Annotated in this window: 19 protein-coding genes and 1 pseudogene; 6 read left to right on the top strand and 14 right to left on the bottom strand. The window is 69.6% G+C overall.

Features of this window, described 5'->3' with window-relative positions; all coding sequences use genetic code 11:
• Window positions 1–173 precede the first annotated feature (173 nt).
• Window positions 174–1112 carry an ATP-binding cassette domain-containing protein gene (locus ACGG9C_RS10285; protein WP_390178615.1) on the bottom strand — a complete coding sequence of 313 codons (939 nt, stop codon included), beginning with the start codon at window positions 1110–1112 and terminating at the stop codon, window positions 174–176.
• Between the two features lie 40 nt (window positions 1113–1152).
• A pseudogene (locus tag ACGG9C_RS10290) lies at window positions 1153–1305 on the bottom strand (hypothetical protein); the annotation flags it as partial.
• Window positions 1306–1607: 302 nt separating this feature from the next.
• On the opposite strand from ACGG9C_RS10290, the gene ACGG9C_RS10295 reads away from it, so the two are divergent.
• A complete protein-coding gene (locus ACGG9C_RS10295; RefSeq protein WP_194384509.1) occupies window positions 1608–1853 on the top strand; it encodes a hypothetical protein in 246 nt (81 codons plus the stop codon).
• A 9-nt stretch (window positions 1854–1862) separates the two neighbouring features.
• On the opposite strand, the gene ACGG9C_RS10300 is transcribed toward ACGG9C_RS10295, so the two are convergent.
• Window positions 1863–2531 carry an alpha/beta hydrolase gene (locus ACGG9C_RS10300; protein WP_194384510.1) on the bottom strand — a complete coding sequence of 223 codons (669 nt, stop codon included), beginning with the start codon at window positions 2529–2531 and terminating at the stop codon, window positions 1863–1865.
• Between the two features lie 62 nt (window positions 2532–2593).
• Here ACGG9C_RS10300 and ACGG9C_RS10305 point away from each other — a divergent pair, with 62 nt between their 5' ends.
• Complete coding sequence (locus ACGG9C_RS10305) at window positions 2594–3211, top strand: NUDIX hydrolase family protein (protein WP_194384511.1); 618 nt, start codon at window positions 2594–2596, stop codon at window positions 3209–3211.
• A gap of 15 nt (window positions 3212–3226) precedes the next feature.
• Window positions 3227–4066 carry a helix-turn-helix domain-containing protein gene (locus ACGG9C_RS10310; RefSeq protein WP_228480917.1) on the top strand — a complete coding sequence of 280 codons (840 nt, stop codon included), beginning with the start codon at window positions 3227–3229 and terminating at the stop codon, window positions 4064–4066.
• A gap of 62 nt (window positions 4067–4128) precedes the next feature.
• On the opposite strand, the gene ACGG9C_RS10315 is transcribed toward ACGG9C_RS10310, so the two are convergent.
• Window positions 4129–5199: a low specificity L-threonine aldolase gene (locus ACGG9C_RS10315; RefSeq protein ID WP_194384512.1), complete on the bottom strand. Its 1071-nt coding sequence runs from the start codon at window positions 5197–5199 to the stop codon at window positions 4129–4131.
• 83 nt (window positions 5200–5282) lie between these two features.
• Between ACGG9C_RS10315 and ACGG9C_RS10320 the strand changes: the two genes are divergently transcribed.
• Complete coding sequence (locus tag ACGG9C_RS10320; RefSeq protein ID WP_272872944.1) at window positions 5283–6698, top strand: MFS transporter; 1416 nt, start codon at window positions 5283–5285, stop codon at window positions 6696–6698.
• A 69-nt stretch (window positions 6699–6767) separates the two neighbouring features.
• Here ACGG9C_RS10320 and ACGG9C_RS10325 read toward each other — a convergent pair whose 3' ends face one another.
• Window positions 6768–8108, bottom strand: coding sequence for a DUF6421 family protein (locus ACGG9C_RS10325; RefSeq protein ID WP_228481203.1), 1341 nt, complete (start codon window positions 8106–8108; stop codon window positions 6768–6770).
• 169 nt (window positions 8109–8277) lie between these two features.
• On the opposite strand from ACGG9C_RS10325, the gene ACGG9C_RS10330 reads away from it, so the two are divergent.
• Window positions 8278–8757 (top strand): Lrp/AsnC family transcriptional regulator, encoded by a 480-nt coding sequence (locus tag ACGG9C_RS10330; RefSeq protein WP_390178616.1) that lies wholly within the window; start codon window positions 8278–8280, stop codon window positions 8755–8757.
• A gap of 61 nt (window positions 8758–8818) precedes the next feature.
• A complete protein-coding gene (locus ACGG9C_RS10335; protein ID WP_288420068.1) occupies window positions 8819–9766 on the top strand; it encodes a diacylglycerol kinase family protein in 948 nt (315 codons plus the stop codon).
• Window positions 9767–9797: 31 nt separating this feature from the next.
• Here the strand turns inward: ACGG9C_RS10335 and ACGG9C_RS10340 are convergent, their stop codons facing one another.
• The 9 genes from ACGG9C_RS10340 to ACGG9C_RS10380 all read right to left on the bottom strand — a co-directional run bounded on the left by ACGG9C_RS10340 (window position 9798) and on the right by ACGG9C_RS10380 (window position 20091).
• Window positions 9798–11333: a CoA-acylating methylmalonate-semialdehyde dehydrogenase gene (locus tag ACGG9C_RS10340; protein ID WP_286795891.1), complete on the bottom strand. Its 1536-nt coding sequence runs from the start codon at window positions 11331–11333 to the stop codon at window positions 9798–9800.
• A gap of 75 nt (window positions 11334–11408) precedes the next feature.
• Window positions 11409–12716 (bottom strand): aspartate aminotransferase family protein, encoded by a 1308-nt coding sequence (locus ACGG9C_RS10345; protein WP_286795893.1) that lies wholly within the window; start codon window positions 12714–12716, stop codon window positions 11409–11411.
• A gap of 110 nt (window positions 12717–12826) precedes the next feature.
• Entirely contained in the window at window positions 12827–14002 is a 1176-nt protein-coding gene (locus ACGG9C_RS10350) for an ABC transporter substrate-binding protein (protein ID WP_286718326.1), read from the bottom strand.
• 128 nt (window positions 14003–14130) lie between these two features.
• Window positions 14131–14949: an ABC transporter permease gene (locus ACGG9C_RS10355; protein WP_390178617.1), complete on the bottom strand. Its 819-nt coding sequence runs from the start codon at window positions 14947–14949 to the stop codon at window positions 14131–14133.
• On the bottom strand, window positions 14946–15755 hold the full coding sequence (locus ACGG9C_RS10360) for an ABC transporter ATP-binding protein (protein ID WP_071044075.1): 810 nt from the start codon (window positions 15753–15755) through the stop codon (window positions 14946–14948). The genes ACGG9C_RS10355 and ACGG9C_RS10360 overlap by 4 nt, the downstream gene beginning before the upstream one ends.
• Window positions 15752–16648, bottom strand: coding sequence for an ABC transporter permease (locus tag ACGG9C_RS10365; RefSeq protein WP_390178618.1), 897 nt, complete (start codon window positions 16646–16648; stop codon window positions 15752–15754). Before ACGG9C_RS10365 ends, ACGG9C_RS10360 begins: the two co-directional genes overlap by 4 nt.
• Window positions 16645–17664: a TIGR03842 family LLM class F420-dependent oxidoreductase gene (locus ACGG9C_RS10370; RefSeq protein WP_286795896.1), complete on the bottom strand. Its 1020-nt coding sequence runs from the start codon at window positions 17662–17664 to the stop codon at window positions 16645–16647. Before ACGG9C_RS10370 ends, ACGG9C_RS10365 begins: the two co-directional genes overlap by 4 nt.
• A gap of 62 nt (window positions 17665–17726) precedes the next feature.
• Window positions 17727–19190, bottom strand: coding sequence for a dihydropyrimidinase (gene hydA / locus ACGG9C_RS10375; protein WP_390178619.1), 1464 nt, complete (start codon window positions 19188–19190; stop codon window positions 17727–17729).
• Between the two features lie 52 nt (window positions 19191–19242).
• Complete coding sequence (locus tag ACGG9C_RS10380; protein WP_194384522.1) at window positions 19243–20091, bottom strand: nitrilase-related carbon-nitrogen hydrolase; 849 nt, start codon at window positions 20089–20091, stop codon at window positions 19243–19245.
• Window positions 20092–20193 lie beyond the last annotated feature (102 nt).

The raw sequence follows: 20193 nt of genomic DNA on the forward strand, positions 1-20193 counted from the left end.
CATCATGCTCGCTGCCGCCGACATCGGCTCCGGCTTACGCCCGCCCGCGCGCACAACTCCTCACATCCCGAGCGCGGAACGCCCCCGCGCGTCCGCATCCGGGCGACAGGGCGCGAACGTGAGGAGTTATGAACCGACGCCGTGTCGGCCGAACGCGGCACGCCCCGTGCCGGTCACACCTCGCGCAGAGAGCCCTGGCGCAGAGCGCCCTCGCGCAGGGAGCCACCGCGCAGCTCCAGGGTGAGGCCGACGCCGATGCGGGCGAGGAAGGCGTCGTCGTGGCTGACCACCAGTACGGCACCGCGGTACGCCCGGAGGGCGTCGACCAGCTGATCGACGGTGTCGAGGTCGAGGTTGTTCGTGGGCTCGTCGAGCACCAGCAGCTGCTGGGGTGGATCGGCCAGCAGCAGACGCGCGAGGGCGACGCGGAATCTCTCTCCGCCCGAGAGCGTCGACACGGGTCGCTCGACCGCCGCGCCGCGGATGAGGAACCGCGCGAGCCGGTTCCGCACCTCGGCCGGAGACACGTTCGCGGCTGCATCGCGCACGTTCTGCAGAACCGTCGCGTCCTCGTCGAGGCCGTCCACCCGCTGCGGCAGATAGCCGATCCGGTCGGTGAGCGCCTCCGCGCGTACGCAACTCCTCAGATCCGGGCTCTTACGCCCGGAATCCGTCGGATCAGGCCCCTCGAACGCCGTTCGTGAGGAGTTGTGAACGGCGGGCGAGACGATCTGCTCCAGCAGCGTGGTCTTGCCGGCGCCGTTCGGACCGATGAGCGCGACGCGCTCGGGCCCCTGCACGACCCACGTGCGATCGCCGTCGTTGAGGGTGGCGATGCGCCGGCCGGCGGGAACGCCGGGGTCGGGCAGGTCGATTCGGATGGCGTCGTCGTCGCGCACGCGCCGTTCGGCCTCATCGAGGGCCGCGCGGGCTCTCGCCTCCTTCTCCCGGCTCTCGGTGCGAAGTCGACCGGCCGAGACCTGGGCGGCGCGTTTGCGGTTGCCGGCGACGATCGGCGGCACGCGCTTCTCGCGCTCGGCCTTGGCGCCCACCGCCCGCCGACGCGCGATGGTCGTCTCGGCCTCGATGCGCTGCCGCTTCTCGCGACGCACATCCGGATGCGGGGGCGATCTCGCCCGCGATCAGGCGCAGCAGTGTCGACTTGCCCGACCCGTTGCGCCCGACGAGTCCGGTGCGGCCCTCGCCGATCGCTCCGGAGACGTCGTCGAGCGCGGGGGAGCCGTCTGACCAGGTGAAGCAGAGGCGGTCGAGGACGACCGCGGAGGTGTGCGGATGCGCGGGCATGAGGCCCCTTCGAGTGTCGGCGGAACGCACTGACACACGGCGCCGCGGAATGCGGCGGTCCACGGCTCCTGTGGGAATGGCCCGCCGAAGGGCGGGCGCGGGCGACGGTCAGCGCGAGATGGTCGCGAGATCGTCGAGGGTCTTCACCGGTCGTCCAGACGTCGGGAACAGGGACGCCATGACGATAGCGGGGTCGGCCGCACCCCGGCAAGCCCCGGGTCGGAGACGCCCCGCCCGGCGTCGGATGCGTCTCCCGCGCAGGGGGGATGTGCGCCGGGCGCGCGCCTCGTAGCGTCGTGATCATGACGGATCAGCAGAAGCCGCAGGACGACGGCGGGCGCTCCTTCCCGCCGTTCAACGCCGCCGGTCTCGCGATCGGCATCGGGCTCGGTATCGCCTTCGGCGTCGCGCTCGACAACATCGGCGCGGGTCTTGCGATCGGCATCGGGATCGGCGTCGCCTTCTCGCTCGCGTTCGGCGCGGCGGAGGCGGACCGCCGGAAGAAGCGCGATCGCGACGATGACGGGGACCGCGGCGCGTCGGACTGACCGACTCGCTCAGTCCGACAGCGACTCGAGCTGCTTCTCGAGGAAGACCCGCACGTCGGCCATCTCCTGCTCGGAGACGCTGTGCGTCAGCCCCGGGTACACGCGACCGCTGAGGTCGCTGTGACCGGGCAGCCACTGCGTGGTGTGGTCGACGAGGAAGCCGGGGATCACCTCGTCGGCCGCCCCGCGCCCCCAGAACACCGGCGGCCGGTTCTCGGCCATGACGGCGTCTCCGGCGAGCTCGCCCGGAGTGGCATAGCCGGAGAGGTTGACCGCGAAGGCGAAGCGCTCGGGCTGCAGCCGCAGCGCCTGCAGCGAGACGGCGCCGCCCTGGGAGAAGCCCAGCAGCCCGACCGGCGCATCCGGAGCGACCCGATCGACCCACGAGACGAGAGCGGATGCGGCGGCGGTCACGTGGGCCGGGTCTCGGCCGTCGAGACCCTCGATGGGGTACCACGAGTGCCCGGGGGTGGGCCATGGCGGCGCAAGCGGGGCGCGCACAGCGGCGTAGGCGAATCCATCGGGCAGGTAGGGCACGAGGCCGAACAGGTCGCCCTCGTGCGAGCCGTAGCCGTGGAGGAGGACCAGCAGCGGGCGTCCGGCGCGCGCGGACTCGTCGGCCGACCACAGCACGACGTCGTGGTCGAGCACGGGCGTGTTCGGGCTCTCGGCGGTCATCCGGATATTGTTGCAGGCCGTCCCGACACGCGCCGCGACGGACGGTGGGGTATACAGGAGGCATGCCGGTCCGCACGCCTGATCCCGACCCGAACGACCGGGACGACGACGGCACGCTGCGCGATCCGCTGCGCGATCTGGGCGGCGATGCGGGCAGCGCCTCGAATCCCGGATGGCTGAGCGAGGTCGAACTCGCCGAGGCGCGTCGCCGCCTGCCGATGCTCTACGTCGAGGCGGTGCCGGTGCGCACCGACGGCATGGGGGCGGTCACCGAGATCGGCATCCTCCTGCGCGCGACGCCGGTCGGTGAGATCACCCGGTCCATCGTGAGCGGCCGGGTGCGCTACGGCGAGACCGTCCGCGACGCGCTCTTCCGCCATCTCGAGAACGATCTCGGACCGATGGCCTTCCCCCTCCTCCCGCCGCAGCCGGTGCCGTTCACCGTGGCCGAGTACTTCCCGATCCCCGGGGTGAGCGCCTTCCACGACGATCGCCAGCACGCGGTCTCGCTCGCGTTCGTCGTGCCCGTCACCGGCACGTGCGAACCGCGCCAGGACGCCCTCGAGGTCACGTGGATGAGTCCCGAGGAAGCGGCCTCCGACGCGCTCGCCGACGAGATGGAGGGCGGCCGGGCCACCCTCATCCGTCAGGCGCTCGCGAGCGTCGGCTGCCTGCGCTGACCCGGGACGCGACGGATGCCGTACAGCCCGCTGCTGGTCGATTTCGCCGTGGCGATCCCCATCGTCCTGGGTCTCGCCTATGTGATCGCCCGGGTCATGCGTCGGCTCTTCGGCCGGCGGCTGCGCCTGGAGATCCGCACGATGACGATCGTGTCGCTCATGGGCCTGAGCGTCGGGATCTTCATCGCCGGATGGCTCTTCGCGGGTCTGCGGCTGTGGATGCCGACGACCATCCTGCTCGCGTTCGGCACGAGCCTCGGGCTGTCGTTCGTCGTCGCCGCCGTCGCGACGGCGTGGGGGCGCGGGCTGCGCGACGTCGACGTTCCCGCGCTGCTCGCCTCGGGTGAGTCCGATCGCGTCGAGTTCAAGGAGACCGCGCGCTGGAACGTGCGCGAGGACAAGAAGGACGCGCGCATGGAGCTCGCGATCGCCAAGACGGTCGCGGCATTCCTCAACAGCTCGGGTGGCGTGCTGTTGATCGGGGCGAACGACGACGGTCACGCCGTGGGGCTGGATCGCGACCTGGCCACCCTGCGCACCCCGGATCACGACCGCTTCGAGCTGTGGCTGCGCGACCTGCTGTCCACGCTCCTCGGTCGAAACGCCGCGGCGCTGCCGCACATCCAGTTCGCCCCGGTGGGGGATGCGGGCGCCGCCGTGTGCGCGGTGAGCTGCCCGCCCTCGCCGAAGCCGGTCTTCCTCGTGCGCGCGAAGGACGGCGGCTCGACGGACCTGTGGGTTCGCGTGGGGAACTCGACCCGCTCACTGGGCGTCGACGAGGCCGTGCAGTACGTGGCGGATCACTGGCGCCCGTCGGTGTGGTCCTGGCTGTCCGGCAAGCCCGCCCGCGGCTGACGGGTACCCGGTACATCCGCGCCGGTTGTCCCGGCGTCTCGGACCGGCGTCTGCGCGTGGGGTCAGGCCGCGGAGGTCTCCCGCGCGATCGCGGCCACGAACGCGTCGACGTCGGCTTCGGTCGTGTCGAAGGAGCACATCCAGCGCACTTCGCTTCGCGCGGCATCCCAGTCGTAGAAGCGGAAGGACTCGCGCAGTCGATCGGCAACGCCGGCCGGCAGCGTCGCGAACACGCCGTTCGCCTGCGTCCGCTGCGTGAACCCGACTCCGCGGATCGAGCCGTCGGCGAGGCCCGCCTCGACGCCGGAGCGCAGGCGCTGCGCCATCGCGTTGGAGTGCCGGGCGTTCCGCAGCCACAGGTCGTCCTCGAGCAGCGCGATCAGCTGTGCCGACACGAAGCGCATCTTCGACGACAGCTGCATGTTCAGCTTGCGCAGGTACGGCAGGCCGCTCGAGGCCTCGGGGTCGAGCACGACGATCGCCTCGCCGAGCATCGCCCCGTTCTTGGTGCCGCCGAAGCTCAGCACGTCCACCCCCGCGTCGCGGGTGAAGGCGCGCAGGGGCACGTCGAGGGCGGCCGCTGCGTTGGCGATGCGGGCCCCGTCCATGTGCAGGCGCATGCCGTGGCTGTGCGCGTGGTCGGCGATCGCCCGCACCTCGTCGGGCGTGTAGAGCGTGCCGAGCTCGGTGGACTGCGTGATCGAGACCGCCAGCGGCTGCGATCGGTGCTCGTCGCCCCACCCCCAGGCCTCGAGGTCGATGAGGTCGGCGGTGAGCTTGCCGTCGTCGGTCGGCACGTTCAGGATCTTCACGCCCGCGACCTTCTCGGGCGCTCCGCCCTCGTCGACGTTGATGTGGGCGGTGGATGCCGCGATCACCGCACCCCACCGGGGCAGCATCGACTGCAGGCCCACGACGTTGGCGCCGGTGCCGTTGAAGACGGGGTAGGCCTCGACCCCGTCGCCGAGGTGGGTGCGGAAGACCTCCTGCAGCCGCGTGGTGTAGCGGTCCTCGCCGTAGGCGATCTGGTGACCCTCGTTCGCGGCGGCGATGGCCGCCAGCACCTCCGGATGCACGCCGGAGTAGTTGTCGGAGGCGAAGCCGCGCACGGCGGTGTCGTGGAGGGGAGTCACGGAGATCCAGCGTACGCGTCCGGTGCCGGTGGTCGTCGGCCGGAGGTCTGTCGGATGTCGGTGCCCGGGTCTACCCTCACCCCATGACCCCTGATCCGGCGTCGAGCGCCCCGGCGACGGTCGTGCCGCCGCCGAACGGCATGCGCACGTTCCTGCACGTGCTCGTGAACACGGCGTTCGCCAACATCACCACGAGCTTCCTGTGGTTCGCGCTGACGTTCTGGGTCTACCTCGAGACGCGCTCGGTGCTCGCCACGGGCATCATCGGTGGCGCGTACATGCTCTTCATCGCCTTCTTCGCGATGATCTTCGGCACCCTGGTCGATCGGCATCGCAAGCATCGCGTCATGATCCTGTCGAGTCTGATCACCCTGGCGTCCTTCCTCGTCGCCGGCGCCTTGTATCTCGCTCAGCCGGAGTCCGCCCTGGTCGACCTCGGCGGACCGTGGTTCTGGCTCTTCGCGGGGATCATCCTCTTCGGATCCGTCGTCGAGCACATGCGCAACATCGCCCTGTCGACCACGGTCACGCTGCTCACCCCGGTCGAGCGGCACGCGAACGCCAACGGCCTCGTGGGCACCGTGCAGGGGATCGCCTTCATCATCACGAGCGTGTTCTCGGGACTTGCGATCGGCTTCCTCGGCATGGGATGGACGCTCGTGATCGCCCTGGTCGCCACCGCGGCCGCCCTCGCGCACCTGCTTTTCCTGCGTATTCCCGAGGAGCAGCCGGTGGTGGAGCCGGGGCGCACCTCGCTCATCGATCTCGCCGGCAGCATCGCCGCCGTCCGCGCCGCGCAGGGCCTGTTCGCCCTCATCATCTTCTCCACCTTCAACAACCTCATCGGCGGGGTCTACATGGCTCTGATGGACCCGTACGGGCTAACCCTGTTCGAGGTGGAGATCTGGGGCGTCGTGTTCGGCGTCGCCGCCACCGGATTCATCATCGGCGGACTCGTCATCGCGAAATTCGGCCTCGGTCGCAATCCGATCCGCACGATGCTGCTGGTCGTGGTGGCGATGGGCGTGCTCGGCGCCCTCTTCACCATCCGGGACTGGTGGTGGCTGTACGCGCTCGGCATCTGGGTCTACATGATGCTGATCCCCGCCGTCGAGGCGGCCGAGCAGACCGTCATCCAGAAGGTCGTCCCCTACGCGCGCCAGGGTCGTGTGTTCGGGTTCGCGGCCGCGTTCGAGTCGGCGGCGGCTCCGGTCACGGCGTTCCTCATCGCCCCCATCGCCGAGTTCGCGATCATCCCCTACATGGATTCGCCGGCGGGCATCGCCGCGTGGGGATGGCTGCTGGGTGACGGGCAGGCGCGCGGCATCGCGATGGTGTTCTTCTTCGCCGGGTTGGCGATGGTGGTCATCGCGCTCCTGGCCTTCACGACCCGGTCCTATCGAACGCTCTCGGCGGAGTACGCCGGCGCGCAGGAATCGGTGCCGGTGGCAGCGGATCCGTCCCCGCCCACGGGTCCGGTGCCGCAGCCCGGCACGTGAGCGAGGGCGCCTGTCACGCTGCCGTCACGCGCACGCTGCCGTCACGCGCACGGTTCCGTCACGCCGCCGTCACGCATCCGTGCCGCGGATTCCGCTCGTGGATGCGATGACGGGCCGCATCTTCTTCTCGAGCGCCTCGTAGAACATCGACAGGGGGAACTCGTCTTCGAGCACCGCGTCGGTGTAGCCGCGCGGCGGACCCGCGAGGATCTCGTCCGAAAGCCCGCGTGCCCACCGTGAGGCGGGGTTCGGCGTGAGGACCGAGCTCACGAGGTCGTAGGCGGCGAGCCAGTGAGCGGTCTTCGGGCGGTCGATCGAGCGCCAGTACAGGTCGTCGACGGCGTCTCCCAGTGCGAGCACGGCGGCGGCGACCTCTTCCCACTCGACGGTGAGGGCGGTGTCGGTCCAGTGCAGCACGCGGCGCTGGTGCAGCCACGCGAACAGCAGCTGTCCGCCCAGTCCGTCGTAGTTGCGCACGCGAGAGCCGGTCACGGCGAATCGGAAGATGCGGTCGAAGATCACGGCGTACTGCACGAGCCGGGCGTGTTCGAGCAGCCGTCTTTCGGTGTCGTCGAGGTCGTCGCGCTTCGCGTAGCGGGCTTCGAGCGCGACGCACTCCCGGAAGGCGGTGAGGTCGCACCGCAGCTCCTCCAGGGAGTAGAGGAAGTACGGCATGCGCTGTTTGATCATGAACGGATCGAATGGCAGGTCGCCGCGCATGTGCGTGCGGTCGTGGATGAGGTCCCACATCACGAACGTGAGTTCGGTGAGCTCCTGGTCATCGAGCATGCGCGCGGCCTCCGGGGGGAGCTCCAGCTTCGTGATCTCGGCCGCCGACCGGGTGACCCGTCGGAAGCGCGCCGCCTCGCGGTCCTGGAAGATCGCGCCCCACGTGAAGGCCGGGATCTCGCGCATGGCGATCGTCTCGGGGAACAGCACCGCGGAGTTGGTGTCGTATCCGGGCGTGAAGTCGATCAGGCGCAGCGACACGAACAGCCGGTTGGTGTAGTCGGCCTCCAGCCGCGCGATCGCCTCGGGCCAGATCGCCTCGACGATCAGCGCCTCGAGATGGCGGTCCGGCGAGCCGTTCTGGGTGTACATCGGAAACACCACGAGGTGGCGCACGCCGTCGATGCGATGCCGCTGCGGCTGGAATGCGACGAGGGAGTCGAGGAAGTCCGGCACGCCGAAGTTCTCACCGGCCCACCGTCGCGCGTCCAGCGCCGAGGCGGCGAGGTAGTCGGCGTCGTGGGGGAAAGCAGGCGCGAGAGCCTCGATAGCGCACACGATCGTCTCGAGGTGGGCGTGGGCGGTGGCATGCTGCGACGCATCAGGGATGGAACCGTCGGTCGCCTGCAGCGTCTGCAGGGCGGTCGCGGCGTCTCTCAGAGCGAGCCAGGCAGCCGACATCTCGGCACGGTCGGCCCGGTCGACGGGGGTGAAGCGAGGGGCGAGCGTGGGCGCGGACAACGGAGCCTCCGATCATCGATGTGCCGCGAGTCTAGATTTGCTTCCGCAATATCGTTCATGAACCGGAAATTTTCCTGCTGCATACCGCTTCGACGCGTACCATTGCGGGATGGCAGCAGACGTTCCTCCGGTCGGCGTCCGGCTCGATGACGAGACGGATGCGCGCGTCGTGCGTGCTGTCTCCCTCGACCCGCGAGGTACCTTGGCCGATCTGTCGGCCGCGGTCGGTCTGTCGGTCTCGGCGGTGCAGGCGCGTGTACGCAAGCTGGAGGCGCGGGGTGTGATCGCCGGCTATCGCGCGGTCGTCGACCCGGAGGCGGTGGGTCGGCCCCTGGCGGCGTTCATCGAGATCACCCCGGTGGATCCGGCCCAGCCCGACAACGCGCCGGAGCTGCTGGAGCACCTCGACGAGATCGAGGCGTGCCATTCGATCGCAGGTGCCGCCAGCTACATGCTGTTCGTGCGGGTCGCCACGCCGCGTCATCTCGAGACGCTCGTGCGCGAGATCCGCCTCGCCGCCTCGGTGAGCACCCGCACGACGGTGGTGCTCCAGACGTTCTACGAGGGCCGCCCCCTGCTCCCCGGGTGAAACCGTCATGACCCCGTCAACCCCCGCGGCGCACCCGACCCGGGGGAGTAGCGTCGCCGACGTGACGACCGACACCCTCCCCGGTCGCGGCCTCCTGATCGTGCTGAACCCGAAGTCCGGCCGCGACCGCTCTCACGACGACCCGCGCCCCCTCATCGAGCGGCACGTGCCCGGCGCGACCGTGCACGACCTGGCCGACGGTGAAGACCTCGCCCGGGTGGTGGATGCCGCAATGGCCTGCGAGGACCCGCCGACGGCCGTCGCGATGCACGGCGGAGACGGGTCGGTCTCGACGATGGCGCACACGGCGCGCCGCCACGACATTCCGCTGCTCGTGCTCCCTGCCGGCACCTTCAATCACTTCTCGCGGGCGATCGGCATCGAGACGGTCGACGACGCCCTCGCCGCCTACCTCGCCGGGCGGCGCCGCCGTGTCGCGGTGGCCGAGGTGCGGGCGGACGACGACGAGCCGATCACCGTGCTCGATGCGGTCACGCTCGGGCTGCATCCCGGTTTCGTCGCCGAGCGCAAGCGACGCGTCGACCGGCTCGGCACCTGGATCGGCGGGGCCGCGGCCGCGTGGCGCGAGCTGCGTGACGCGCAGCCGATCCGGGTGGGGCGCGGCGGGCGGCACGCGCGCGTGTGGTCGGTCTTCGTCAGCGTCGGCGCGAACGACGAAGCGCGCATCGCGACGCTGCAGCGCATCACGCTCGGCGACGACCGGCTCGACGTGCGCTTCCACCACGCACGCGGGTCGCATACGCGCGCCGTGGCATCGCTCGCCTTCGGCCGCAAGACCACCGCGGTGCTGCGCTTCCTCCGTCTGCTGCCGCCGGAGTCCGACATCGAGCGGATGCTGCTGGACGACCTCGACCTCACGGTGCATCGCGCCGCGGGCGGCGAGCTGTCGTTCGTGCACGACGGCGAGCTCGTACAGCGCGACGGCGATGCCTTCCGGCTGCGGGTGAAGGGCATCGCCGACGCGCTCGAGGTGTACACCCCGGAGTGATCCGGTACGCCTCGGCGCCCGGGCGAGAGTGTCAGGTGTGCTGGGGGAACCCGAGGTCGACCCCGCCGTGCGACGGGTCGAGCCATCGTGAGGTGACCGCCTTCTCGGCCATGTAGAACTCGAATCCGTGCACACCGTACGCCTTCGCATCGCCGAACAGCGACGCCTTCCAGCCACCGAAGGAGTGATACGCGACGGGGACCGGGATCGGCACGTTGATGCCGATCATGCCCACCTGCACGTCTCGCTGGAAGCGGCGGGCCGCACCGCCGTCGTTGGTGAAGATCGCGGTGCCGTTGCCGTACGGGCTGGCGTTGATGAGATCGAGTCCCTCTTCGTAGCCGCCGACGCGGACCACCGACAGGACGGGACCGAAGATCTCCTCACGATAGGCGGCGGATGCGGTCGGCACACGATCGAGCAGGGTCGGACCCAGCCAGAAGCCGTTCGGGTCGCCGTCGACCTCGATACCGCGTCCGTCGACGACGACGGATGCGCCGTCCTGTTCGGCGACCGCGACATAGCCGGTGACCTTGTCGCGGTGCTCCGCGGTGATGAGCGGTCCCATGTCGCAGCCGCGCGTGCCGTCACCGGTGCGCAGCGCCGCCATCCGCTGCGCGATCCGCTCGACGAGGGCGTCGGCGATCGTGTCGACCGCGAGCACGACCGAGATGGCCATGCACCGTTCGCCCGCCGACCCGAACCCGGCGCTCACCGCCGCGTCCGCGGCCAGGTCGAGGTCGGCGTCCGGCAGCACGAGCATCTGATTCTTGGCGCCGCCGAGCGCTTGGACGCGCTTGCCGTGGCGCGTTCCCGTTTCGTACACGTATCTCGCGATCGGCGTCGACCCGACGAAGGAGACCGCCTGGATGTCGGGATGCTCGAGGAGCCCGTCGACCGCGGTCTTGTCGCCGTGGAGCACCGTGAAGACCCCCGCCGGAAGACCCGCCTCCGCCCACGCCGCTGCCAGCCAGTTGGCCGCGCTCGGGTCCTTCTCGCTCGGCTTGAGGATCACGGCGTTCCCGGTGGCGATGGCGATGGAGAAGAACCACATGGGCACCATCGCGGGGAAATTGAACGGACTGATGACGGCGACCACGCCGAGCGGCTGACGGAGCGAGTAGACATCGATGCCGCTCGAGGCGTTCTCGCTGTACGCCCCCTTCGTGTGGTGTCCGAGTCCGCACGCGAACTCCACGACCTCCAGGCCGCGGGCGATCTCACCGTGCGCGTCGGAGACGACCTTCCCGTGCTCGCTGGTCAGGATGCGGGCAAGCTCGTCTCGACGGGTGTGGACGATCTGCCGAAACGCGAACAGCACCTGCTGACGCCTCGCGATGCTGGCATCGCGCCAGGTCTCGGCGGCCTCCCGGGCAACGCGCACCGCGTGATCGACGTCACCGGGTGCGGCGAAGCGCACGAGCTTCTGCACCTCTCCGGTCGCGGGATCGAAAACGGGCCCCGAGCGCTCCGAGGCTCCGGACCACGGGCCGCCGGCGACCCAGTGCTCGATGATCGGCCTCTCGGTCGAGCCGGCGGGGGCGGACAGGGTGGTGGTGTCTGTCATCGTTCTCTCTCCCTCGAGTGGCCCCTCGTGGGGGCTTTCATCCAGTCTGCGTGGCGCCGCCCGGCGCGCAACCCCTCACGCCGCGACCGCCGCGAGCGCGCCATCGAGCGCCACCATCCCCTGGGTCATGTCGTCGGCGGTGACCACACAGGGTGGGACGACATGGATGCGGTTCTCCACGGTCATCGCCATCACCCCGCGTACGCTGAGCTCCTGCTTGAGCGCTGCCATCGTGGTCGCGGCCACCGGGACGCGAGTGCCGCGGTCGGCCACGAGCTCCACCGCCCAGAACACGCCCTCGCCGCGCACCTCGCCGATGAGGTCGTGGTCGTCCGCGAGCGCGCGCAGTGACGGTCCGATCACGTCGGCTCCCACCGTGCGGGCGTGTTCGACGATCCCCTCCGTGGTCATCGCGTCGATCGACGCGATGATCGAGGCCGCCGCAAGCGGGTGCCCGGAGTACGTGAGACCGCCGGGGAAGACGCGGTCGTCGAAGGCCGCCGCGATCGCCTCGCTGATGATCACGCCGCCGACGGGGACGTAACCCGAATTGACCCCCTTGGCGAAGGTGATGAGGTCGGGCACGATGTCGTGACGCTCGAAGGCGAACCACTGGCCGGTGCGTCCGAATCCGGCCATGACCTCGTCGAGGATGAGCACGATTCCGTGCTCGTCGCACAGGTGGCGGACCCCCGCGAGGTAGCCGGCCGGAGGCACGAGGATGCCGGCCGTGCCCGGGACCGATTCCAGCAGCACGGCGGCGATCGTCTGCGGTCCCTCCGACTCGATGACCCGCCGCAGGTGGTGAAGCGCACGCTCGCACTCCTCCTCGGGAGTCGTCGCCCAGAACTCGCTGCGATACAGGTACGGCCCGAAGAAGTGCACGTGACCTCGTGCGTACTGGTTGGGCATCCGCCGCCAGTCGCCGGTGGCGACGATCGCGCCGCCGGTGTTGCCGTGGTACGAGCGGTAGGTCGACAGCACCGTGTCGCGGCCGGTGGTCAGGCGCGCCATGCGCACGGCGTTCTCGTTCGCGTCGGCTCCGCCGTTGGTGAAGAAGACCTTGGCGAAGCCATCGGGAGCCTTGTCGAGGATGCGAGCGGCTGCCTCGCCTCGGTGGAGATTCGCGGTGGCGGGGCCGATGGTCGCGAGCCGCCCCGCCTGCTCCTGGATCGCCGCGACGACCGCGGGATGCTGATGGCCGATGTTCACGTTGACGAGTTGGCTGCTGAGATCAAGCATCCGCTCGCCGGCGTGATTCCAGACCCACGCCCCGGATCCGCCGGCGATCACCGGCAGATCGAGCCCCTCCTGCGCGGACCACGAGTGGAAGACGTGGGCCCGGTCGAGTTCCTTCGCGCGGGCATCGAGTTCGTGCGTCATGCCGTCACCCTCCTGGGTCGGGGTCGTCGGGTCAAGCGGTCCGGTGGCGACGAGCTCGCCACCTCGGATGTCCCGCGCCGGCCATCGACGCGGGACACCCCGGGGTCACCTCACATGCCGCCTTCGGTGAGCTCGACCTCGATCGGCGTGTACTCGCCGGTCACCTCGACACCCTCGTCGGCGAGTTCGGCGAGCGCCTGCTCCATGTACTCGTTCGAGTAGGCCGTCTCGGGCGGTTCGGTGGTGATGAGGTTCAGCCCGTCCTGGTTGACCGCGGCCAGCGCTCCCGCCACGGTCTGATCCCATGCGGCGGCGTCGACGACACCGAAGTCGGCGCCGGTCCAGATGAGCTTGTTGACCTCGTTCATCTGCCACAGCTGGTGCACCGGTCCGACGGGGAAGGCGGCCTCCGCGTTCGAGGCGATGTCGTAGACGATGTCGGCGGCATCCTCCGGGTTGTCACGCGCGTAGAGCCACCCCTTGGTGATCGCCTTGAGGAACCGCACCGCCGCGTCGGCATAGGCGGGGTCGCTCTCGAGCCGTTCGGTGTCCGCCCAGATCGCATCCTGCAGCATGGCTCCCTGCGTGTCGGCATAGGAGACGACGTTGAAGTCCTCGGGCTGATACAGCTCGCCGGTTTCGGGATCGATGACCTCGAGGATCTGCGCCCACTCGTTGTAGGTCATCGCCTGGGCCGCGTCGACGTCGCGGTCCAGGAGCGCGTTCATACTGAAGTCCTGTGTCGTGATCGACACCGATGTGGCGTCGAGGTCGTCCTCGGCCATCGCGGCGAAGATCTCCCACTCGTTCCCGAACCCCCATGAGCCGATGCGCTGGCCCTCGAAGTCCGCGACCGAGGTGATGCCGTCGTCGGCCCACGACACCTGGAGGGTGCCGGACTCCTGGAAGACCTGCGCGATGTCGGTGAGCTCCACGCCCGAGGCTTCCAGCGTGCCGAGCACCTTGGGCACCCAGGCGATGGCGAAGTCGACGTCTCCGGCCACGAGCGCGTCCTGCGGGACGATGTCGCCGCCGGACGGAACAATCTCGACAGAGTCGAACCCCTCCTCCTCGAAGTAGCCCATCTCCTGCGCGAGGTAGTACCCGGCGAACTGCGCCTGCGGCAGCCACTGCAGCTGGAGGCTGATCTCGGTCAGCGGTTCGACGTCGGAGGAGTCGGTGTCGGCGGCAGTGTCGGCGTCGGACCCCGAGCACGCCGCGAGTGCCAGGGCGGTGATGGCGATGGTGGACGCGGTGAACATTCCGCGTCGGATGCTGTGTCTCATGATTGCGTCCGTTCTCTGTTGAAAGAAGTGATGCGGGGTTGTACGGGTGATGCGAGCGGTGCGGTGTTGCGGGTGGTGCGGTGATTCGGGCGGATGGGTCGGTGCGGGCGGTCCCTCGTCGGTCGTGCTCAGGGGTGTGGCCCCCTCGTCACGATGCGCTCGAGGAGGGTGGTGGCGAGGTAGAAGCCGAGCCCGATGAGGATTCCGCCCACGACGTACGCCCACGCCAGCGCCGCCCGGCCCGACTTGGCGTACGTGGCGATGGACGTGCCGACGCCGTCGGCGGGGCCGCCGAAGTACTCGGCGACCAGGGCGGCGATGACCGCGAGGGAGGCGGCGATGCGCAGTCCCGTCATCAGGTACGGCACCGCGGTGGGGAGGGTGAGGTAGCGGAAGGTCTGCGCACCGGTGGCGGCGGATGCGCGCAGCAGGTCGCGATGGACCGGTCGCGTCTGTCGGAGGCCGCGCACCACGTTGACGAACACCGGGACGAACGCCGCGATCGTCGCGACCGCCTGCCGGCCGAACTGACTCGAGGCGCCGAACATCGTGTTCAGCAGCGGGGTGAGGGCGACGATCGGGATCACCGCCAGCGCCGCGACGAGCGGAGCGAGCATCCCGTCGATCGGGCGCACAGCGGTCGCGAGGCCGGCGAGCAGCACGGCCAGGACCGTGCCGGCGACCAGCCCGACGGCGGCGTTGGTGGCGGTGACGATCATGTCGTCGGCGATGATCTGCCACCGCGTGACGAACTCGACGGCGATCGCCACAGGGCTCGGCAGCATGCGCGGGGCGGTGCCGAGCACGTCGACCCAGAGGGTCCAGAGCACCGCGCCGATCACGCCGACCGCGACCGGTGCGACGATGCGCAGCCACGGCGGCAGGGGCCGTTCGCGTGGCGCGCGGGCCACGGGTGCGGCGCGGGTGAGCTCGTCCGCGGCGGTCATCGTTCGTTCGCTCTCTCGACGCGCGTGCCGTGAAGGGCCTCCCGCACGGCGGTGACGCGGTCGAAGTAGGCCGGCGACTCGCGCAGCGCCTCGTCGCGTCCGCCGCCGAGGTGCGTCGGGACGATCTCGGCGATGCGGCCCGGACGGGGACTCATCACGACGACCCGATCGGAGAGGAAGACGGCCTCGGGAATGGAGTGGGTGACGAAGACCACGGCAGCTCCGGTCTCGGCGGCGATCCCGGAGAGCTCGACCTGCAGGTACTCGCGCGTCATCTCGTCCAAGGCGCCGAACGGCTCGTCCATCAGCAGCAGCTTCGGACGGGCCGCGAGGGCCCGGGCGATCGCGACGCGCTGCTGCATGCCACCCGACAGCTCGTCGGGATAGCGCTCCGTGAACTCCTGCAGGCCGACGAGGTGCGTGAGCTCGCGCACGCGGGCATCCCGCTCCGTGCGGCCCTGTCCATGAACCTCGAGCGGCAGCGCGATGTTGGCCGCGACGGTGCGCCAGGGGAGGAGGCCTGCCTGCTGGAAGGCGATGCCGTAGTCCTGCGCGACCCGTGCCCGCTCCGGCGTCTTTCCGAAGATCTCCAGCGTGCCCTCGGTCGGGGTGTCGAGGTCGGCGATGAGCCGCATGAGGGTGGACTTTCCGCATCCGGACGGACCGATCAGCGAGACGAACTCGCCGGCAGCCACCTCGAGGTCGACCCCGGTGAGCGCGTGCACGTCGTCGCCCGCCGTCGAGAACGTCTTCCCGATGCCGGCGGCGCGCACCGCGAGGGGAGTGGTCGGTGGGGAAACGCTCATGCTGCGGCCTCTCCTCGGCGGTAGTTCTTCAACCCCACGCCGATGACGGCGACGGTGCCGGCGGCGATGAGTCCCAGGGCGATCGAGCCGAAGGTGGGTGCCCAGGGTGCCGCCGGGTCGGACGACGCCTGGCCGGCGAGCTGGATGAGCATGCGGCCGATGCCGCCGCGCATCCCGATCGAGACCTCCGCGACCACGGCGCCGAGCACCGCGTTGGCCGCGGCGAGCCGCAGCGCGGGCAACAGGTGCGGAACCGCCGCGGGCAGGCGGAGCCGCCACAGCGTCGACCAGTAGCCGGCGGAGTAGCTCCGCATGAGGTCGACGTGGATGGGGTCGGGCGCGGCGAGTCCGCGCAGCATCCCGACGGCGACGGGAAAGAAGGCGAGGTACGAGGCGATCACCGCGACGGACAGCCACTGCGGCCAGGGCATGACGTCGCGGTCGATCTGATTCCCGATGGCATTGACGACCGGCGCGAAGGCGATGAGGGGGACGATCTGGCTGAGGACGATCCAGGGCAGAAGGCCCCACTCGGCCAGACGTGACCGCTGCATGATCAGGCCGAGCGCGGCGCCGACGATCACCCCGATCATCCATCCCACTGCGGCGATTCCGAGGGTGACTCCGGCCGCGGCGACCACCGACATCCACAGCGGCGGTGTGTCCCCGCCGCTCGTCGGGGCGAACAGGCGCACGATCATGTCCCACACGTGCGGCATCGCGCGATCGTGCGTGCGCGGCAGGATCATCACGCCGGAGCCCGTCTCGCCGTCGACGGCGCCGACCACGACGCCCTCGGCGGGTCCCGTCGCCTTGTAGAGCTCCCACGATCCGATGACGACGAGGATGCCGATGACGCCCCATCCGACCGCCAGCCAGCGTGCCGTCGTCATGCCTTCGCCGTCACGTGCTCGCGCAGCGCGGGGATGACCGTCTCGCCGTAGACGCGCATCGTCTCCTCTTTGTTGTCGTGCTGGAGGTAGCCGGCGAACTGGGTCACGCCCAGATCGCGGAGTGCCGCGAGCTTGGCGATGTGCTGCTCGGCGGTGCCGAGCACGCAGAACCGGTCGACGATCTCATCGGGCACGAAGTCGACGTGGTCGTTCTCCGCGCGTCCATGGGTGTTGTAGTCGTAGCCGCTGCGGCCGGCGATGTAGTCGGTGAGCGCTTCGGGCACGCCATCGCCGTGATGGCCGTACTTGGCGACGATGTCGGCGACGTGGTTTCCCACCATCCCGCCGAACCAGCGGCACTGATCGCGCATGTGGGCGACGTCGTCACCGATGTACATCGGTGCCGCCACGCAGAAGGCGATCGCGTCGGGGTCGCGCCCGGCGGCCTCGGCGGCCTCCTTCACGGTGCGGATCATCCACGCTGCGATATCGAGGTCGGCCAGCTGCAGGATGAACCCGTCCCCGACCTCGCCGGTCAGCTTCAGGGCCATCGGGCCGTAGGCGGCGACCCACACATCCAGTGCCGATCCGGAACTCCACGGGAATCGCAGCGTCGAGCCCTTGTACTCGACGGGGCGGGAGTTCGCGAGTTCGCGGATGACGTGGATCGATTCGCGCAGTTCCGCCATGGAGGACGGTCTGCCGTTGGTCACGCGCACCGCGGAGTCTCCGCGCCCGATGCCGCAGATGGTGCGGTTGCCGTACATCTCGTTGAGGGTCGCGAACAGCGAGGCCGTCACGGTCCAGTCCCGCGTGGCGGGGTTGGTGACGAACGGTCCGACGGTGAGCTTCCGGGTTTCGGCGAGGATGGCGGCGTAGATGACGTACGGCTCCTCCCACAGCAGGTGGGAGTCGAAGGTCCACGCGTGGCTGAAGCCGTGTGCTTCGGCGAGCTTGGCGAGCTGCACCGTGCGGGAGGCGGGAGGGTTGGTCTGGAGGACCACTCCGAAGTCCATGAGCGCTCACTCCGTCCGGTCGTGGGGGCGGGCGGGAGGCGCGGCGATGACGGGCTGCATGCTCACACCAGGTACTGCGACAGACCGCGCTTGAGGTACTGACCGTCTCCGGCCGTGCCGAGGTAGCGGTCGTCGTCGACGATGATCCGGCCCCGCGAGATGACCGTGTCGACGTGTCCGTCGATCTCGTACCCCTCCCACGCGGAGTGATCCATGTTCATGTGGTGGGTTCTGCCCGTAGGCGACCCGTCCGGGTTCTCGTGGTAGCCGATGGAGGTGTGCCCCCGGGGGTCGTAGACGACGATGTCGGCGTCGGCTCCCGGCTGGATGACGCCCTTGCGTCCGTAGAGACCGAACATGCGCGCGGGCGTCGTCGAGGTCAGCTCCACGAACCTCTCCAGGGTGAGGCGCCCGGTGACGACTCCCTGGTACATCAGGTTCATGCGATGCTCGACCGAGCCGATCCCGTTCGGGATCGCGCGGAAGTCTTGGCTGCCGAGCTCCTTCTGACCCTTCATGCAGAACGGGCAGTGGTCGGTGGAGACCATCTGGAGGTCGTTCGTGCGCAGGGCCTGCCACATGTGATCCTGATGGCCCTCCGCATGGGAGCGCAGCGGCGTCGAGCACACCCATTTGGCGCCTTCGAAGTCGCCCCACTCCTCGCTCGTGGCGCCGAGCTGCTCCTCGAGCGACAGGTACAGGTACTGGGGGCACGTCTCGCCGAACACGTTCTGTCCGTTGTCGCGCGCCCACGCGAGCTGCTCGACGGCCTGCTTGGCGCTCACGTGCACCACATAGAGCGGCGCGCCGGTGAGGTGCGAGAGCATGATCGCCCGGTGGGTGGCCTCCTCCTCCATCTGCCACGCGCGGGCCTTGCCGTGGAAGAACGGGCTGGTGTTCCCCGCGGCGACGAGCTGCTCGGCCAGCACGTCGATGGCGGGCCCGTTCTCGGCGTGCATCATGGTGAGCAGGCCCGTATCGGCGGAGACCTGCATCGCCTTGAGGATCTGCGCGTCGTCGGAATAGAACACGCCGGGATAGGCCATGAAGAGCTTGAAGCTCGTGATCCCCTCGTCGATGAGGGCCGGCATCGCGGCGAGGGAGTCGTCGTCGACACCGCCGATGATCTGGTGGAAGCCGTAGTCGATCGCGCAGTTGCCGGCGGCGAGGTCGTGCCAGCGGGTAAGACCGTCCTGGACGCGCTCGCCGTACTTCTGCACCGCGAAGTCGATGATCGTGGTGGTGCCGCCCCAGGCGGCGGCGCGGGTTCCCGTCTCGAACGTGTCCGACGCGAAGGTTCCGCCGAAGGGCAGCTGCATGTGCGTGTGCGCGTCGATCCCGCCGGGGATGACGTACTTTCCGGTGGCATCGACGACCGTGTCGACGGAACCGGCCAGGTCCGTGCCGAGGAGCACCGATCCCGGCGCGAGGACGGCGATGATCCTCTCGCCGTCGATGAGCACGTCGGCTTCGCCCCGGCCGGTCGCCGAGACCACGGTCCCGCCCGTGATGAGTGTGGTTGCCATGTCGCTGTCTCCTTGTGTTCCAGGTCGTTGCGCGAGCGAAGCGAGACGAACGTCAGGGAGCGACGATGTCTCCGTACGTATCCGGCCGGCGGTCTCGGAAGAACTGCCAGTCGTCCCGCATCTGCTGGACCATGTCCATGTCGAGATCGCGCACGAGGAGTTCCTCCTCGGTGCCGGAGCCGCGGTCGCCGACGAAGTTCCCTCGGGGGTCGATGATCTGGCTCGTGCCGTAGAAGTCGACGGCTTCCTCGCCGTACTCGTTGTCTTCACGCCCGACGCGGTTGGGCTGCAGCACGAAGTATCCGTTCGCCACGGCCGCCGCCGGTCCCTCGATCTCCCACAGGCGGTTCGAGAGCCCCGGCTTGGTCGCGTTCGGGTTGAACACGATGTGAGCGCCGTTCAGGCCGAGTTCGCGCCAGCCCTCGGGGAAGTGACGGTCGTAGCAGATGTACATGCCGACCTTCCCGATCGCCGTGTCGAAGACCGGGTACCCGCGGTTGCCGGGACGGAAGTAGAACTTCTCCCAGAACTTCTCGACGTGGGGGAGGTGGTTCTTGCGGTAGCTGCCGACCACCCGGCCGTCGGCGTCGACGAGCACCGACGTGTTGTAGTAGACCCCCGTCTGCGCCTCCTCGTAGATGGGCAGCACCATGACCATCCCGAGCTCCTTGGCGACGGCGGCGAATCGCTGCACGATCGGCCCATCGACGGGCTCGGCGAGCCGGTAGTACTTCTTCTCCTGCGTGATTCCGAAGTACGGGCCGTAGAACAGCTCCTGGAAGCACATGACATCCGCGCCCTGAGCGGCCGCTTCGCGAGCGAAACTCTCGTGCCGGTCGAGCATGGATGCGACGTCGCCCGTCCAGGTCGTCTGAGATATGGCTGCGCGTACCGTCGTCATCGTCTTCCCCCGGGTCGAGTCCTGCGTCGTCGTCACGGGACCGGGTCGGGATGCCGGCAATGAGCCCCGTTACCCGATCCTTCTGCGCGCACGTTTCGTCAC

Source organism: Microbacterium sp. MTN4-26, assembly GCF_042846595.1.
In the GTDB taxonomy this organism is placed as follows: Bacteria; Actinomycetota; Actinomycetes; order Actinomycetales; family Microbacteriaceae; genus Microbacterium; species Microbacterium luteum.